This window comes from Macrococcus epidermidis (assembly GCF_003259695.1).
Lineage (GTDB): Bacteria > Bacillota > Bacilli > Staphylococcales > Staphylococcaceae > Macrococcoides > Macrococcoides epidermidis.
Genome location: NZ_PZJH01000001.1, coordinates 972,606 through 987,662, shown reverse-complemented (window position 1 = coordinate 987,662; position 15,057 = coordinate 972,606). Strand labels below are relative to the sequence as shown.

Genomic DNA, 15,057 nt, shown 5'->3' with positions numbered 1-15,057 from the left:
TGCATTCGTAAACAATGATATAATAGGAAACATATTAAAGTAAGAGAGATGTAGGTGGGAATTCATGGATGTATCGAAAATAAAAGATCCATCGTTTATTAAAAATTTAACAGATGATGAGTTAGTTGAATTAAGTAGCGATATTCGTCAGTTTCTTATAGAGAAATGTGCAATTACCGGGGGACATATCGGGGCAAATTTAGGTGTTGTAGAATTAACAATCTCTATGCATAGAAGTTTTAACAGTCCACAGGATAAACTTATCTTTGATGTAGGGCATCAGGCATATATTCATAAAATTTTAACTGGCCGTGGAGAGAAATTTGATACTTTACGCCAATACAAAGGTTTAAGTGGATTTCCAAAACTAAATGAAAGTCCACATGATGTATGGGAAGCAGGTCATTCTTCAACGTCATTATCAGCAGCAATTGGAATGGCGAAAGCGCGTGATATTCTAGGTGAAGATTATGATGTCGTGCCGATTATCGGTGACGGAGCTTTAACGGGTGGTATGGCACTAGAAGCATTAAATCATATCGGCCATGATAAAACAGATATGACGATTGTCTTAAACGACAACGAGATGAGTATAGCACCAAATGTTGGTGCAATGCACAATATGTTCGGTCGATTACGTACAAATCAAAATTATAATCGAGCAAAAGTTGATATTGATGGTTTCTTGAGTAAATTACCGGGTGGTCATAAGTTAAGAGATTCAGCTGATCGCATTAAAGATAGTCTGAAATATCTTGTTGTTACAGGTGTATTCTTTGAAGAACTTGGCATTAAATATGTCGGGCCGGTAGACGGGCATAATTTTAATGATCTTAAAGAAGCTTTTGAGACATCTAAACGTATTAATGGTCCGGTTATCGTTCATGTTATTACTAAAAAAGGTAAAGGTTATCGACCTGCTGAGAACGATAAAATAGGGACTTGGCATGGATTAGGACCATATAAACTAGAAACTGGTGAACAGGTAAAAGGTAGCTCAAAAGCACCCGCATGGAGTCAAATCTTCAGTGACACGGTACAAAGTTTTGCAGAAAATGATAAACATATTGTTGCAATTACGCCAGCGATGCCTGTAGGAAGTAAGTTGACGAGGTTTCAGGCAGAATTACCGGATCAATTCTTTGACGTTGGTATTGCAGAACAGCATGCAGTGACGATGGCGGCTGGACTAGCTGCGAATGGCATGAAACCTTATGTTGCAATTTATTCAACATTTTTACAACGTGCTTATGATCAAATGTTACATGACGTTGATCGTCAAAACTTACATGTTGTATTTGGTATTGACCGTTCAGGTCTTGTTGGTGCAGATGGTGAAACACATCAAGGTGTCTTTGATATACCATTCTTAAGTCATATGCCAAATATTACAATTATGATGCCAAAAGATGAGAATGAAGCACGTCATATGCTGCATAGTGCATTTTATGAATACTCAGGACCTATTGCGATACGTTATCCAAGAGGTAATGGTATTGGTGTAGAGGTTGATGATAATTTGCAACCCATACCCTATGGTAAATGGGAAACACTTCATGATGGTGAGGATGTCGCAGTACTAGGTTTCGGACCGACATTACAACTTATTGAAGAAGTGCGTGATGAACTATTAAAAGAAGGTATCACTATTGAGGTGGTTAATGCTCGATTTATTAAACCACTGGATACAGACTATCTGGATAAGATTGCACAGGAAGATAAAGCGATAATTACAGTTGAAGAGTCAATGTTGAGTGGTGGTTTTGGATCATTAATCGTCAATTACTTCAATGATAAACATCAGTATATAGATATTAAACGAATCGGTATTGACGATGAATATATTGAACATGGTGATGTAGAATTATTGCTGAATGATATCGGAATTTCAAAGGCGAATATTATCAATGAAATAAAACAATCACTGAAGCGTAAATATGAAAAAAATTAGAATTGATGATTGGCTCGTTGAACATGACTATTATGAAACAAAAGATGCCGCTATGCGTGCTGTCATGGCAGGGCTCATTTTTAATGATAATATCCGCATTGACACTGCAGGTGAGAAAATTAATCCTATAACTGCAAAAATCCGCGTGAAAGATAACCGAAAAAAATATGTAAGTCGTGGTGGATATAAGCTTGAAAAAGCAATTGACTATTTTGATTTAAATTTAATTGATGTCATTCATCTTGATATCGGATCTTCAACTGGTGGATTTACAGACTGTGCATTACAAAATGGCGCTCGTCATTCATATGCTTTGGATGTCGGTACGAATCAATTAGACTATCGTTTACGCATTCATGATAAAGTTACAGTGATGGAACAGACAAATTTTAGATATGTGACGAAAGTACAGTTTGATCCTTTACCGAATTTTATTACGATAGACGTAAGTTTTATTTCTTTATCGATGATTCTCAATAAACTTGTTGAAATAGTAGAACCCGGAGCTACAATTATTGCACTCATTAAGCCTCAATTTGAAGCAAGATATGAATTTGTTGATAAAGGAATTGTTCACGATAAAGATGAACATATCCGAGTATTAGATGAAATGATTCAGCTATGTAAGAAACTGAATATTCAAGTCAATGGTATTACCTTTTCACCAATTACAGGTCAAAAAGGAAATATTGAATATTTATTACATGGTCAAGTTATTACTGATAATGATAAAATTATTAACGATGTTACCTTTGATAAAAATCAGTCACAATCAACAGCAATGATTGTAGAACAAGCATTTAACATATTAAATGATTAAACCACCGGGGGAAATTCGGTGGTTTTTTCGTATACAATAAATTGTATGTATGCTAAAATAATTTGTATAATTATACAGGAACAAGGGGGCGTAGGTATGGCGAATAAAACCATCCGACAAATTAAAATCAGAGAGATCATCTCCAATCAACAAATAGAAACACAGGAAGATCTTGTTGAGAAATTAAATGAATATAATTTAAATGTAACACAAGCAACTATTTCTAGAGATATAAAAGAATTACAATTAATTAAAGTACCCACACCTAGTGGCCAATATATCTACTCATTACCTCGAGATAGAAAATACCATCCACTTGATAAATTAGGACGCTATTTAATGGATTCATTTGTTAAATTGGATAGTGCTGACAATTTACTTATCTTAAAAACTTTACCTGGAAATGCACAGTCAATCGGTGCTATTTTAGATCAGTTAGAATGGGAAGAAGTCATCGGTACGATTTGTGGGGATGATACTTGTCTATTAATCTGTAAAGATAAAAAAGCAGGAGAAGTGATTACTGAACGTATTTTTAACATGCTTTAATTGGGGGATTTTATATGCTTTTGTCGTTATCTATTAAACAGTTTGCAATAATCGAAGCATTAGAAATTGAATTAAAAGATGGTTTAACAGTACTTAGTGGAGAAACTGGTGCAGGTAAATCAATCATTATCGATGCAATCGGACAACTTATCGGAATGCGTGCAAGTCAGAATTTAGTGCGTCATGGTGAGAATAAGGCGATTGTTGAAGGTATATTTGATATAGACCATAATCCTCGTGTAAAGGATATGCTCATTGAAAAAGATATTCCATTAGATGATTTTATGTTGGTTAAACGTGAAATTTTAAAGACGGGTAAAAGCATATGTAAGATCAATAATCAGACCGTAACATTAACAGAATTAAAAAGTATCATGCAAGAGCTTTTGGATATTCATGGCCAACACGAAACACAGACACTATTAAAACCAAAATATCATCTGACATTATTAGATGATTATGCAAAAGGTAATTATGATACATTACTATCGGAGTACAAGACAACATTTAAACAATATGTTGAGAAAACGAATGAACTGAAAAACTTACAGCAAAAAGATGAAGAATTGTTACAACGGTTAGATTTAATAAAATATCAGCATAAAGAATTAAGTGAGAAGAAATTAATCGCCTCAGAAAAAGAAACGTTAACAGAAGAAATTAATCGACTGCAGAATTATGAGAAACTTAATGATGCTTTAACGAAATCAGTCAATCTATTAAGCGAAGAGAATCAAATATTAGATTTACTATTTGAATTTAATGCATCACTTAAAGAAGTGGATGAAATTATTCCGAACAAGTTTAGTAAGACATTAGAAGACTCTGAAGGACTATATTATATATTAGATGATGCGAAACATGCATTACATGATGCAATGACTCAAAATGAATATGATGAGAATGAACTTAATCAGTTAGAGACGCGTATGAATGAAATACAATTTCTGGAACGTAAGTATGGAAAACCTCTTAATGAACTGATACCTTTTATTGATGAGTTAGAAAAAGAAATTAATACGATTGAAAATATTGAAGAATCCACTACTCAATTGATGAACGAAATACAACAGACAAAGTCAAAACTTTTATCACTAGGTAATGATTTAAGCAAAGCAAGACGTAGAGTAGCTCAAACACTGCGCAATGAAATTTTGGATGAAATTCATAATTTAGAGATGAAAAGTGCAAACTTTGAAATGGCATTTACAAAGACAGAACCAACTGCAACTGGTATTGAATCTTTAGAATTTATGATTAGTCCAAATAAAGGTGAACCATTGAAACCACTTGAGAAAATAGCATCCGGTGGAGAACTAAGTCGTATGATGCTTGCGTTAAAAAGTATATTTGCAGAATCTAAAGGCAAGACAGCAATTTTATTCGACGAAGTAGATACAGGTGTTTCTGGGAAAGTCGCTCAAAAAATGGCTGAGAAAATGTATGATATTTCACAACATATACAGGTTATCTGTATCTCACATTTGCCACAAGTTGCTGCAATTAGTGATCATCATCTTTATATCGAGAAAAAAGAACAAGATGACAGGACGACTACAAGAGTAACTGAACTCGATGGAGAATCACGCATAAAAGAAGTTGCAAGAATGATCTCAGGTGTTGAAGTGACACCACTCACATTAGAACATGCAGCTGAATTAATCAATCAAAATAAGAAGTAAAAAAGGATGAAGAAGTATGGTACTTAAAGTTGCGATTATTGAAGATTCACGAGAACTCGCAGTAACAATAAAAACACATCTGGAAAAACATAATTTGCAGGTCGTCGGAATGTGTCATAACGGTAAGGATGCCCTTAATATGATCAATGATATTGAATTTGATTTACTGTTACTTGACCTGATATTGCCTCATATCGATGGAATTACGCTGTTAAAAGAGCATATTCCAACGAATCATCCTTTTAAAATTATTTGTTTAAGTGCGTTTGGAAAAGATTCTGTGCTGTCAGAAGCAATGGATTCCGGAGCTGATTATTTCATTTTAAAGCCGATTAATTTTGATAATTTTGTCAATCGTATTTGTCAGATCTGTAATATTGATGAATCTGTCCTCAGACAAAATAAATTAGAACAGTTAGGATTTAAAGAAAAACATAAAGGTACGCGATATATACAGGATGCCATTGAAATATTATCTGCCAGAAGCGAGCAGGAACGAGCAAAGAAAGTACATTTAACAATTGATTTATATCCAAAGATTGCAGAGAGAAACAATGTAAAGAACGCGAATGTAGAACGTTCTATTCGACATGCAATTGAAAGAGCATGGGATAACGGTTTACAGGAAGTCTTTAACAAACGTGGCAAATTAAATCGACCGACGAGTGGCGAACTGATTGATTACCTTATGGAGGATTATCATGACTAAAATAATTGGACATAGAGGGTATGCAGCACTTTATCCAGAAAATACGATGCTAAGCTTTAAAAAAGCCTATGAACATGGTGCAGATGGTATAGAGCTTGATATTCATATGACTGTCGATAATGAAATTATTGTCATCCATGATCCAACCTTAAATCGTACTACCAATCAAAAAGGTCATGTCAATCAATTAACATTAGATGAAATCAAAATTGCACGTAATAAGAATGGTTTATTTAAAGTAACTGATGAACAAGTACCGACGTTAAAAGAAGTGATGGACTGGATCATTACAACCGATATGACGTTAAATATTGAAATAAAATGTGTTACGGAAGGTGTCCTTGAAGAAACACTCATTAAACTATTAAGTCAATATGACATGAAAGAGCGTATTATTATATCAAGCTTTAATCTTGAAAGTTTATTGTACATAGAAAAGATTGATTCGAGCTATGACACAGCATTACTTACGAATAAAGAATTAGGAGAGCCGTGGATATATATGGAGTCACATGGTATTAAATCAGTGCATCCTTACGGAAAAAGTTATATGAACGACGCGAAAAGACAAGAAGTAGTACGATATAATTTACCAGCCCGTGTTTATACCGTTAATCGCGCAAAAGAAATACAGTATTGGCTGGAAGAAGAAATCGATGCCATTATAACAGATGAAGTAGAAGTAGCGGTTAAACTAAAAAATGATTATTTGTTAAAACAACATTGATTAAAATATAAAAAACAAGAGAATCATCCATTATTAGGATTGATTCTCTTGTTTTTTATAAAATTTTTCTTGTGCACGTTTACTTTTCTTTTCGATATGCAGAATATAGCCTCCTACAAAACTAACACCAAGTACCATTAAGATAAATCCAATTAAAAATTGCAGCCAAATAAAATGGAGTTCTGGGACAAGAATACCAAAAACAGCATCTCTCATCCATTTGATACCTAAACCTGCAAAGTAAATTGGAATAACTAATACAAGAAGTGCAATCATCTTTTTCATAAATTCACCTACCAATAGCATTATAACAAAAAAACATCATAATATTAATAATAAATAAATTATTATATAAATATAATAACAGATAAAAATGATGAATAAATAAAGAATCTAAAATACGTCTAAATAGCATGTTGTAAGCGCTTTAGTTTGTTGAAGTACATAAATATTCAATAGAATATAATAATAATATATCGGAAATCGAACTAAAATATACAGAAATAAATTTAAAAATGAATATTTTTGTTTTATAAACATAATATTTAATGTAAAATAGGAAGTGTTAATCTAATAATTATTTTATGAAAAGGGGAAATAAAATGATTTTTAAGACTTTAGAACAATATGACTATGAGCAAGTTGTATTCTGCCAGGATAATGCAAGTGGATTAAAAGCGATTATCGCGATTCATGATTCAACACTTGGCCCTGCATTAGGTGGATGCAGAATGTGGCCATATGAAACAGAAGAAGAAGCAATTGAAGATGCATTACGTTTAGCACGTGGAATGACATATAAAAATGCAGCAGCAGGACTTAATTTAGGTGGCGCGAAAACAGTTGTTATCGGGGACCCAAAAAAAGATAAATCAGAAGCTTTATTTAGAGCATTAGGCCGTTATATTCAAAGTTTAAACGGACGTTATATTACAGCTGAAGACGTAGGTACAACAGTTACTGATATGGATATTATGCATGAAGAAACTGACTTTGTCGTAGGATTATCAGAAAGCTACGGATCTAGTGGAAATCCTAGTCCAATGACAGCATTAGGGGTATATCGTGCGATGAAACGTACGGCGAAAGAAGCATTCGGTGATGATAGTTTAGCAGGTAAGACAATTTCTGTACAAGGGGTAGGAAATGTATCTTATACTTTATGTAAATATTTACATGAAGAAGGTGCGAAATTAATCGTTACGGATATCTTCCAGGAATCAATTGATAGAGCAGTAAATGACTTTGGTGCAACAGCAGTGAAGCCTGATGAAATTTACGGTGTAGAAGCGGATATCTTTGCACCATGTGCATTAGGTGCGATTCTTAATGATGACACAATTCCACAATTGAAAGTTAAAGCAGTATGTGGATCATCTAATAACCAGTTGAAAGACATGGAAAAACATGCAGCGATGTTGCAGGAACGTGGCATCATCTATGCACCTGACTTTGTCGTGAATTCTGGTGGGGTAATTAATGTAGCTGATGAATTAAATGGCTATAACGAAGATCGTGCAACAAAGAAAGTTAATGAAATATACGATCAAATGGATAAAGTATTTGAAATCGCGAAACGTGATAACATTTCTACAGCATTAGCAGCTGAACGTTTAGCAGAAGAGCGTATTGATCAAATGATGCGTGTACGTAGTACATTTAGTTTAAATGAACATTCTTTGATCTCTAGACGTAGAGTATAAAAAATAGGCATGCTCGATAATGAGCATGCCTATTTCTATAATAAAAACAAACATGAATATTAATTTTGTAATTTTTTCTTAGGATTAAAGGACCAGTAAGTAATGACACGAATGATATATTCAAGTGGACCATATTTAAAGTATCTTAAATAGATACTGCTTGCGACTATTTGAAATGTAAAGAACAGTAAAGCAATAATAATAGACAAGACAAAGTTGCTGTCACCAAATCTAGCGAAACCATGACTATAATAAATAAAACCATGGAAAATAGATTGACCAATATAATTTGTAAGAGAAAGTTTACCGACAGCTTCAAATCCTTTAAACAATCTGGCTGCTGGATAACGATGATATAAATGATAAAACAACGCAATATAACTGAAACTTAAACCATAGACTGCCGGTAAAAATAATAAACTGATTGTTTCATTATTAGGATATATTACAAATAAAGCTTTAACTATTAAAAATATAGGTATTAAATAAATTAATATCTTCTTTGCTTTCGTTTTAGTTGTTTCAAAGAAATGATTACGCGCAAAAATCATACCAATAATGAAAAATGGAATATAAAATAAAATCATGATTGTTATTAATGAAAATATTTGATCATCCATATTTAAAAATGGATCTTCATAATAAGTAAAGAAATCATTTCTATCACTAATTGAGCCTGTAGAATTGACAATTTTTTCTTGAGTTAAATAATCTTTTTGAGCATCAGTCAATGTATTTGAGATGGGCATATCTGATAAATATGCAACGGTTTCCTGGTTAATAAATAAAATGCTCAAACATAAAATAATACTTATAAAAATAGAAACAATCATCGTACGAACTGAACGTCTCGTTAACCAGAATAAAACTAACGTGATTGTACCGTAAAGATATAAAATATCACCGGAAAACAAATATGTGGCATGTAAAATACCAAAAATAAATAACATAATACCACGTCTAATAAGTGCACGTTTAACTGGGAGTGCACGTTTTACCAGACTATCACTCATCTTGACTAAACCAAATCCAAATAATAAAGCAAAGATTGGCATAAAACTTCCGTGGATAAATACATTATCAATAAACAATAAAATTTTGCTGAAGCTATCAAGATGATAAAAATCAGGATAACTTGCTCCATAATTCCCAAACTGGAAAATTAATAAATTAGCAAGAAGAATTCCGATTAAGCTAAACCCTCGCAAACTATCCACTACTGTAATACGTTTCATTTTATTTCCTCCTACAGACATTGATATAGAAACATTAAAATTTTCAATTTAATGTACAATAAAAATTTATAAATCTCTTGTTTTCATTTTTTCAAGTTCTCTTTTATGACGCTCCTTTTTCTTTTCTTGGCCCAAATAGTAATTAGATATTAATATAAAATTACCAATTAATAATTTAAACCAAAAATATTCAACATATTGATTAAAATAAAAATATTTAATAAACATATAAAGGATGAAAATCATTGGTGTAATTAAACCTAGCCATCCAGATTCTAATGATGATAAATATTTTTGTGCACCAAATAATATAGCAATCAGAATTAATAATTCTACTGTATCTACCATAAAATTACTCCTTTAAAATAGTATTGTATTGTTCTTCATAATTTATAATACATCATTTTTTAATAAAGTTAAAGTTATTATTAATAATATTAAAAATAAAGTGACTTTATTATTGAATAATAGTGAATAAAATATTAAAATAAATATAGGAGGTAGCTTATGGATAGAAATGAGATTCCAGAATGGTTATTAAAATTAGATAAAGAAGACATTGAATTTATGAAGAATTTTGTTCTTGAATCAGGATCATTAAAAAGTATTGCAAAGATGTATGATGTATCTTATCCAACAGTAAGAATTAGGTTGAATAGTTTAATACAGAAAATAGAAATAGCATCTAAAGAAGACAATTCTGGACTTGTGAGTTACATTAAATCGCTAGCAATCGACGAAAAGATTAGTTTGGAAGAAGCTAAGAAATTGATAAGTCTTTATAATAGTGAAAAGGAGAATTAGTATGGTAGATTATATAATACGAATTTTAATATTTGCTTCAATTTGTGGTGCTCAATATATATTATCTTCAACAAAATTTAAATGGTTAGGACTAGTTGTTCCGCTTATTTGTACAGTATATGCAATATCCTTTTATATGAATGACAATCAATGGCCTTTATGGGTGGTTTTAGTATTGTATGTAATTGGTATGGTTGTTCTAGCAGGTCAATATAATTCTGCAAGAAAGGAATATCATAGAAAAAAAGTTTTAGAATTGGATAAAATGAAAAGTAAAGATTTATAGTTTCACAAATTTTTAATTCGTAATTTATTTTTAAAATAATTAAAATTATTAGTAGCAAAGGAGTATCTATTATTACTCCTTTGCTTATTTTATTTATCACATTCAAAGTAAATAATTCAATAATTATAACCTTTTTCTATTTTGAATTTCCATAATATATTTTTGATTTAAATAATCTGAATATAACTTGAAGATTACATAATGTAAAATCAAATTTATTACTACAATTGCATATATAAATGGATAAACTTGAGTAAACAAACGACTAGAATACAGATAAATAGAACATAAAATAATGAATGTATTATCAGTTGAACAAACAAAAACATTAAAATTAGATTTAGTAGTTGAATACTTCCATAAATATGGATATAGAACACCAAAAGTAAGTCCAAATAATATAGAAATTAAAATCAGTCTCCAGAAGTAATTATAATGAACTGTGATATCTGTATTGAACAAAGATGTAATAGTCATTAACCAAATCAAGCTAAGAAATGAAGTTTGAAAGAAGTTTTGTATTAATTCTTTAATCATAATAACATCTCCTTAATTTCTCGTGAATAGTATCTGCTGACAATATATTTCTTATTAGAATTACTTATTATTAACAATCGTGATGCCTTATCTGAAGAGATTTGGTTGATATGACTTAAATTAAACAACTGACTATTATTAATTTTAACTATTTTATATTGGGTAAAATAACTAAATTCTTTAATCCTACCTTTGATATAAAATAGTGAATTATCAACTAAATTTACTTTGGACAAATGAGAAAAAGATTCAATAGATTCGATTTGATTTACTGATACTTTTATAGATTTATTAGATTTAATATCAATCAATGTAATTTTAGTCTCAAAAATATTAATCAAATCATTTACAAATTTTTTGTTAATTTCGTGACTTTCTAAATGGATAACATCCTTATTAAGATGATTATTAAAGTTTACATTAAATTTCATATCAGGTTCCTCCTTATAGTTAATTTATCATTAAAAAGATAATCAGTAGACAATGTTTTAATTAGTTGCAAAAATTTCTATTTTGTTACCTCTGTCAATATCGGTTATAAAATGTAAAAAAATGTAGATTTGAAAATGTCATTTTTTAGCGGTTTAATGTAAGTCTCTCGTGTATCTAGGGATTTTTCATTTTTTATGATCTTTTAATCGATATGATTCTCTAGTAATTTTAAATACAATAGGTGGACAAAATCATAAATTTGTCTATTTTTCTTATCAGGAATTATTGATATACTTTTGAAAAAATATGAGGTGATTTTATGATAATAGATGCTTTCGATAATAATTCGGAACCGATTGTTAATTTGAAAAGTTTTTATGGGGATCAGAAAAAGATTATAGATGTATGTATGATTATTCTATCGAAAAATATTTATAACAATATTTTTGATATATATAAATGTGAAAAAATTGCTGAGATCCATGCTTGTAACGGTAGTTATCCAATATATAAATTTACTCATGAAGGCAAAGATATTGGGTTTTATTTAAGTGGTATTGGATCAACATTAGCGGCTCAATTTTGTATAGAAGCTAACTGGTTAACAGGTGCTACTCAGTTTATAATGTCAGGTTCTGCAGGTAGTTTAGATAAAGAAAAGACTAATAATAAATTTGTGATTCCAACGGAAAGTTATCGAGATGAAGGTATGTCTTATCATTATGCAAAAGCAAATGATTATATTGAAATTAATAATAGTAACAAAGTAGCTGAAATATTTGATTTATTAGAATTACCCTATGTGCAAGGTAAGGTATGGACAACTGATGCTATGTTGAGAGAAACTAAAAATAATGTTGAAGTGCGCAAAAACGATGGATGTATTGCAGTCGAAATGGAACTTGCAGGTGTTCAAGCTGTTAGTGACTTCCATGGATTTGAACTCTATAACTTTTTGGTAACGGGTGATGTACTTGCAGAAAATGAATACAATGTTGACGGCTTAAATGACGCAAATCATAATATGGATAAATTCTTTATAGGTTTGGAGATAGCAAAAAGCATATAGATAGAATTAATTATAGTAGTGCTAACGTTTAGTTATAAAAAACAAAGTTGAATGCGATTTTGAATTGATAGATTATTAAGATGAAAGATCCAAAATATAAGTTTAATTTCGTAACTTATATTTTGGATGATATGCTTACAAAAAATAAATCCTATAGTTGTTCGATTAGGATAAATTAAGATGGATGGAAAATAAAAATTAAATAGGAAGGCTAAAGAAATGAATATTAATCAGATGAGGTTGGTAGAATATTATGACTCTTACAAGAAATTTAAGACTTGCTAATTTAGAACGATGGTATATGTATCCTGGTAATGTATTTGAAGGTACAGAATATATGAATACATTTTTAGAAGTTTTTATATTTGAAGAAAATGAAATTTATATTTTAACAATTACAGATATCCCAAAAGATAGTTTGTTCAGTAATGAAGAATTAATTTCTGATATTGAGGGGTTGGCACATCATTTGGCAGTTGAAAAAGGATCGACACAACTTTTTGAGTTTCTTGATATTGATATGTCTAATTTTAAATTTAATCCAGATTCAGATGGTAACATAGAATATCAGACAAATGAATATAAAGATAAATATATTGAAAAATATTATAAAGAAATACTATATCAAAAATACCCTCAAATTAATGTGATTCATGAAAACACTACATTTAGTTATTGATAGAATTTCCTTTTACATGTCAACAGGATTTAAATCTTTTGATTTATCATTTAGTTCATATTAATATGTAAATGAAAAGAGGAGTGTAGCAACACTCCCCTTGTAGATTCGTTCAGACGGTGACTAGCCTTTATAGTAGTTCAAAAACCACTACCACTCAGTTCGATCAAAGCTTATGAGTGGTTATTTTTTATCGTTTTTACTGACTTCTATGACACGCAGCATGATATCTGCAAAAAGTAGTGCAAATATCAATGCTTCATAACATACGTTCTGATTAAAAAAGTTATTGAACTAAATAGGCAAGGTATTTTTAGAAATAATCTCTTTAACAAGAAACGAGGGTACAATAATGTTAAACTTTGATTTTCATTTAGTAGAAAGTCCTATGGACCAACTTTCAGTTGAAGAACGTGCGAAACCTGGAAACTTTATGGCATTGGATGCAAATTTGAAAATCAAATACAATAATACTATTTATTTTGATGAAGATATTGCCATTATAGAATTCTGGTTACAATTGAATGATTGGTTGAATGGAAGAAGTAATGATGAATTTCAATATCATACTATGGAAGTTGAAGATGAGTTCAATCCATTAATTTCAATTTCTCCAATAGGTGAATGCTATAAAATAACTTCTCCTGGGATTGAATCAGAAATCGCATTGATTGATAATAAAACTGAAATGGTTAAAAAGTTGATAAAACTTAGAGATGATATGAAACAAGTAATTGAGCTATATATTCAAAAAGACATTTCAATATATGAATTAAAGTCGATAGAAAAAATAATCAAAAAAATAATTGAGGTAGATTAATGTTTGAAATAAATGAAAGTTCACAAGCTACAAATGAATATATTCATCAGAAGATAAAAGAATATAATGAACCCAATTGGGGAGATAGAAAGCCATTTAATTTTAATATCGAAGATAACGGTAAAGTTATTGCTGGTATTGTGGGGGAATCAACTTTTTCTACAATTGAGATTGAATTTTTATTTGTTGATGAATCATATAGAAAACATGGATTAGGCACAAAATTATTAACCTATGTAGAGGAAAAAGGTAGAAGTGAAGGATTAAAGCATGTGTATCTTAATACTTTTTCATTTCAAGCACCAATATTTTATGAAAAACATGGCTATAAATTATTGTTTAACATAGATAATTGTTACGGAGATATTGGACAATACTTTTATTGGAAAGATTTATAGAATTATTTCGTAGTGTAATAAGTGACAAAAAATATCTTTCAGTATATACTATGTATATACTTTATAAGAGGTGAATAAAATGCAGGTATCTCTACAACGATGGGGTAACAGTCAAGGCATAAGAATACCAAAATCAATAGTAAATGAAATGAATCTTGATAAAAATCAAAAATTTGATTTAACAATGCAAGATGAAAAAATTATTTTAACAAAGCAGCAGCAAAATGTCTCATTAATAAGAGAATTATTTGAAAGCTATGAAACAGAAAATAAGCCAAGCGAATTTGATTGGGGTAAACCTAGAGGTAATGAAGTATGGTAGAGCAGGGTAATATCATCAAGCTAGATCTTAATCCTACAAAAGGTAAGGAACAAGCTGGATACCGTCCTGCATTAGTAATAAGTAATAAAGATTTTAATGAATTCACAAATTTAGTAATTTTATGTCCTATTTCTTCAACGTCAAATTCTTTTCCTTTGCATATTAATCTAGAAGACAACTTAGTAACTAAAGGTAAAATATTATGTCAACATCCAAAGACAATTGATTTAAATGCTAGAGAATATAAAACAATTGAGAAGGTAAGCGATGAATTCTTGAACAAAATTTGTACGATTGTTTCAGCTTGTATATTACCGACAAATCAATAAAAAAG

Annotated in this window: 20 protein-coding genes; 16 read left to right on the top strand and 4 right to left on the bottom strand. The window is 30.4% G+C overall.

Annotated features, from left to right (window positions below; genetic code table 11):
• Positions 1 to 64: 64 nt before the first annotated feature.
• From dxs to BHU61_RS05145, 6 genes are all read left to right on the top strand, one after another.
• Positions 65 to 1,951 (top strand): 1-deoxy-D-xylulose-5-phosphate synthase, encoded by a 1,887-nt coding sequence (gene dxs / locus BHU61_RS05170; RefSeq protein ID WP_111715138.1) that lies wholly within the window; start codon positions 65 to 67, stop codon positions 1,949 to 1,951.
• Entirely contained in the window at positions 1,938 to 2,771 is an 834-nt protein-coding gene (locus BHU61_RS05165; protein ID WP_111715136.1) for a TlyA family RNA methyltransferase, read from the top strand. The genes dxs and BHU61_RS05165 overlap by 14 nt, the downstream gene beginning before the upstream one ends.
• 96 nt (positions 2,772 to 2,867) lie before the next feature.
• Complete coding sequence (gene ahrC, locus BHU61_RS05160; protein ID WP_099578398.1) at positions 2,868 to 3,320, top strand: transcriptional regulator AhrC/ArgR; 453 nt, start codon at positions 2,868 to 2,870, stop codon at positions 3,318 to 3,320.
• 14 nt (positions 3,321 to 3,334) lie between these two features.
• The gene (gene recN, locus BHU61_RS05155; RefSeq protein WP_111715135.1) at positions 3,335 to 5,002 is read left to right on the top strand and encodes a DNA repair protein RecN; all 1,668 of its coding nucleotides are present in this window, start codon (positions 3,335 to 3,337) and stop codon (positions 5,000 to 5,002) included.
• Between the two features lie 16 nt (positions 5,003 to 5,018).
• Positions 5,019 to 5,711: a response regulator gene (locus BHU61_RS05150; RefSeq protein WP_111715133.1), complete on the top strand. Its 693-nt coding sequence runs from the start codon at positions 5,019 to 5,021 to the stop codon at positions 5,709 to 5,711.
• The gene (locus BHU61_RS05145) at positions 5,704 to 6,438 is read left to right on the top strand and encodes a glycerophosphodiester phosphodiesterase family protein (protein ID WP_111715132.1); all 735 of its coding nucleotides are present in this window, start codon (positions 5,704 to 5,706) and stop codon (positions 6,436 to 6,438) included. Before BHU61_RS05150 ends, BHU61_RS05145 begins: the two co-directional genes overlap by 8 nt.
• 33 nt (positions 6,439 to 6,471) lie before the next feature.
• Here the strand turns inward: BHU61_RS05145 and BHU61_RS05140 are convergent, their stop codons facing one another.
• Complete coding sequence (locus BHU61_RS05140) at positions 6,472 to 6,723, bottom strand: DUF2627 domain-containing protein (RefSeq protein WP_111715130.1); 252 nt, start codon at positions 6,721 to 6,723, stop codon at positions 6,472 to 6,474.
• 317 nt (positions 6,724 to 7,040) lie between these two features.
• Here BHU61_RS05140 and BHU61_RS05135 point away from each other — a divergent pair, with 317 nt between their 5' ends.
• Positions 7,041 to 8,141, top strand: coding sequence for a Glu/Leu/Phe/Val dehydrogenase dimerization domain-containing protein (locus BHU61_RS05135; protein WP_111715128.1), 1,101 nt, complete (start codon positions 7,041 to 7,043; stop codon positions 8,139 to 8,141).
• Positions 8,142 to 8,200: 59 nt separating this feature from the next.
• Here the strand turns inward: BHU61_RS05135 and BHU61_RS05130 are convergent, their stop codons facing one another.
• Both BHU61_RS05130 and BHU61_RS05125 read right to left on the bottom strand, forming a co-directional pair.
• Positions 8,201 to 9,376, bottom strand: a complete 1,176-nt coding sequence (locus BHU61_RS05130) for a DUF418 domain-containing protein (RefSeq protein ID WP_170122458.1) — start codon at positions 9,374 to 9,376, stop codon at positions 8,201 to 8,203.
• Between the two features lie 66 nt (positions 9,377 to 9,442).
• Positions 9,443 to 9,724 (bottom strand): hypothetical protein, encoded by a 282-nt coding sequence (locus tag BHU61_RS05125; protein ID WP_111715125.1) that lies wholly within the window; start codon positions 9,722 to 9,724, stop codon positions 9,443 to 9,445.
• Positions 9,725 to 9,883: 159 nt separating this feature from the next.
• Here BHU61_RS05125 and BHU61_RS05120 point away from each other — a divergent pair, with 159 nt between their 5' ends.
• The 3 genes from BHU61_RS05120 to BHU61_RS13660 all read left to right on the top strand — a co-directional run bounded on the left by BHU61_RS05120 (position 9,884) and on the right by BHU61_RS13660 (position 10,896).
• Positions 9,884 to 10,180, top strand: a complete 297-nt coding sequence (locus BHU61_RS05120) for a DUF2089 family protein (protein WP_111715123.1) — start codon at positions 9,884 to 9,886, stop codon at positions 10,178 to 10,180.
• Position 10,181: 1 nt separating this feature from the next.
• Positions 10,182 to 10,466, top strand: coding sequence for a hypothetical protein (locus BHU61_RS05115; RefSeq protein WP_111715122.1), 285 nt, complete (start codon positions 10,182 to 10,184; stop codon positions 10,464 to 10,466).
• A 295-nt stretch (positions 10,467 to 10,761) separates the two neighbouring features.
• Complete coding sequence (locus BHU61_RS13660; protein WP_275542449.1) at positions 10,762 to 10,896, top strand: hypothetical protein; 135 nt, start codon at positions 10,762 to 10,764, stop codon at positions 10,894 to 10,896.
• A 103-nt stretch (positions 10,897 to 10,999) separates the two neighbouring features.
• Here BHU61_RS13660 and BHU61_RS05105 read toward each other — a convergent pair whose 3' ends face one another.
• The gene (locus tag BHU61_RS05105; protein ID WP_111715119.1) at positions 11,000 to 11,434 is read right to left on the bottom strand and encodes a LytTR family DNA-binding domain-containing protein; all 435 of its coding nucleotides are present in this window, start codon (positions 11,432 to 11,434) and stop codon (positions 11,000 to 11,002) included.
• A gap of 320 nt (positions 11,435 to 11,754) precedes the next feature.
• Between BHU61_RS05105 and BHU61_RS05100 the strand changes: the two genes are divergently transcribed.
• The 6 genes from BHU61_RS05100 to BHU61_RS05075 all read left to right on the top strand — a co-directional run bounded on the left by BHU61_RS05100 (position 11,755) and on the right by BHU61_RS05075 (position 15,052).
• Positions 11,755 to 12,504: a nucleoside phosphorylase gene (locus BHU61_RS05100; protein WP_111715117.1), complete on the top strand. Its 750-nt coding sequence runs from the start codon at positions 11,755 to 11,757 to the stop codon at positions 12,502 to 12,504.
• A 253-nt stretch (positions 12,505 to 12,757) separates the two neighbouring features.
• Positions 12,758 to 13,183, top strand: coding sequence for a hypothetical protein (locus tag BHU61_RS05095; protein WP_111715116.1), 426 nt, complete (start codon positions 12,758 to 12,760; stop codon positions 13,181 to 13,183).
• Between the two features lie 352 nt (positions 13,184 to 13,535).
• Entirely contained in the window at positions 13,536 to 14,003 is a 468-nt protein-coding gene (locus BHU61_RS05090; RefSeq protein ID WP_111715114.1) for a DUF7878 domain-containing protein, read from the top strand.
• Positions 14,003 to 14,401, top strand: a complete 399-nt coding sequence (locus tag BHU61_RS05085; protein WP_111715112.1) for a GNAT family N-acetyltransferase — start codon at positions 14,003 to 14,005, stop codon at positions 14,399 to 14,401. Before BHU61_RS05090 ends, BHU61_RS05085 begins: the two co-directional genes overlap by 1 nt.
• Before the next feature lie 79 nt (positions 14,402 to 14,480).
• Positions 14,481 to 14,723 carry an AbrB/MazE/SpoVT family DNA-binding domain-containing protein gene (locus tag BHU61_RS05080; RefSeq protein ID WP_111715111.1) on the top strand — a complete coding sequence of 81 codons (243 nt, stop codon included), beginning with the start codon at positions 14,481 to 14,483 and terminating at the stop codon, positions 14,721 to 14,723.
• Entirely contained in the window at positions 14,717 to 15,052 is a 336-nt protein-coding gene (locus tag BHU61_RS05075) for a type II toxin-antitoxin system PemK/MazF family toxin (protein WP_111715109.1), read from the top strand. The genes BHU61_RS05080 and BHU61_RS05075 overlap by 7 nt, the downstream gene beginning before the upstream one ends.
• The last annotated feature ends 5 nt before the right edge of the window (positions 15,053 to 15,057 follow it).

Excerpts from the sequence above, each read along its gene's own strand:
- dxs (WP_111715138.1), top strand. The coding sequence starts at position 65 with ATGGATGTATCGAAAATAAAAGATCCATCGTTTATTAAAAATTTAACA.
- BHU61_RS05165 (WP_111715136.1), top strand. The coding sequence starts at position 1,938 with ATGAAAAAAATTAGAATTGATGATTGGCTCGTTGAACATGACTATTAT.
- ahrC (WP_099578398.1), top strand. The coding sequence starts at position 2,868 with ATGGCGAATAAAACCATCCGACAAATTAAAATCAGAGAGATCATCTCC.
- recN (WP_111715135.1), top strand. The coding sequence starts at position 3,335 with ATGCTTTTGTCGTTATCTATTAAACAGTTTGCAATAATCGAAGCATTA.
- BHU61_RS05150 (WP_111715133.1), top strand. The coding sequence starts at position 5,019 with ATGGTACTTAAAGTTGCGATTATTGAAGATTCACGAGAACTCGCAGTA.
- BHU61_RS05145 (WP_111715132.1), top strand. The coding sequence starts at position 5,704 with ATGACTAAAATAATTGGACATAGAGGGTATGCAGCACTTTATCCAGAA.
- BHU61_RS05140 (WP_111715130.1), bottom strand. The coding sequence starts at position 6,723 with ATGAAAAAGATGATTGCACTTCTTGTATTAGTTATTCCAATTTACTTT.
- BHU61_RS05135 (WP_111715128.1), top strand. The coding sequence starts at position 7,041 with ATGATTTTTAAGACTTTAGAACAATATGACTATGAGCAAGTTGTATTC.
- BHU61_RS05130 (WP_170122458.1), bottom strand. The coding sequence starts at position 9,376 with ATGAAACGTATTACAGTAGTGGATAGTTTGCGAGGGTTTAGCTTAATC.
- BHU61_RS05125 (WP_111715125.1), bottom strand. The coding sequence starts at position 9,724 with ATGGTAGATACAGTAGAATTATTAATTCTGATTGCTATATTATTTGGT.
- BHU61_RS05120 (WP_111715123.1), top strand. The coding sequence starts at position 9,884 with ATGGATAGAAATGAGATTCCAGAATGGTTATTAAAATTAGATAAAGAA.
- BHU61_RS05115 (WP_111715122.1), top strand. The coding sequence starts at position 10,182 with ATGGTAGATTATATAATACGAATTTTAATATTTGCTTCAATTTGTGGT.
- BHU61_RS13660 (WP_275542449.1), top strand. The coding sequence starts at position 10,762 with ATGAATGTATTATCAGTTGAACAAACAAAAACATTAAAATTAGATTTA.
- BHU61_RS05105 (WP_111715119.1), bottom strand. The coding sequence starts at position 11,434 with ATGAAATTTAATGTAAACTTTAATAATCATCTTAATAAGGATGTTATC.
- BHU61_RS05100 (WP_111715117.1), top strand. The coding sequence starts at position 11,755 with ATGATAATAGATGCTTTCGATAATAATTCGGAACCGATTGTTAATTTG.
- BHU61_RS05095 (WP_111715116.1), top strand. The coding sequence starts at position 12,758 with ATGACTCTTACAAGAAATTTAAGACTTGCTAATTTAGAACGATGGTAT.
- BHU61_RS05090 (WP_111715114.1), top strand. The coding sequence starts at position 13,536 with ATGTTAAACTTTGATTTTCATTTAGTAGAAAGTCCTATGGACCAACTT.
- BHU61_RS05085 (WP_111715112.1), top strand. The coding sequence starts at position 14,003 with ATGTTTGAAATAAATGAAAGTTCACAAGCTACAAATGAATATATTCAT.
- BHU61_RS05080 (WP_111715111.1), top strand. The coding sequence starts at position 14,481 with ATGCAGGTATCTCTACAACGATGGGGTAACAGTCAAGGCATAAGAATA.
- BHU61_RS05075 (WP_111715109.1), top strand. The coding sequence starts at position 14,717 with ATGGTAGAGCAGGGTAATATCATCAAGCTAGATCTTAATCCTACAAAA.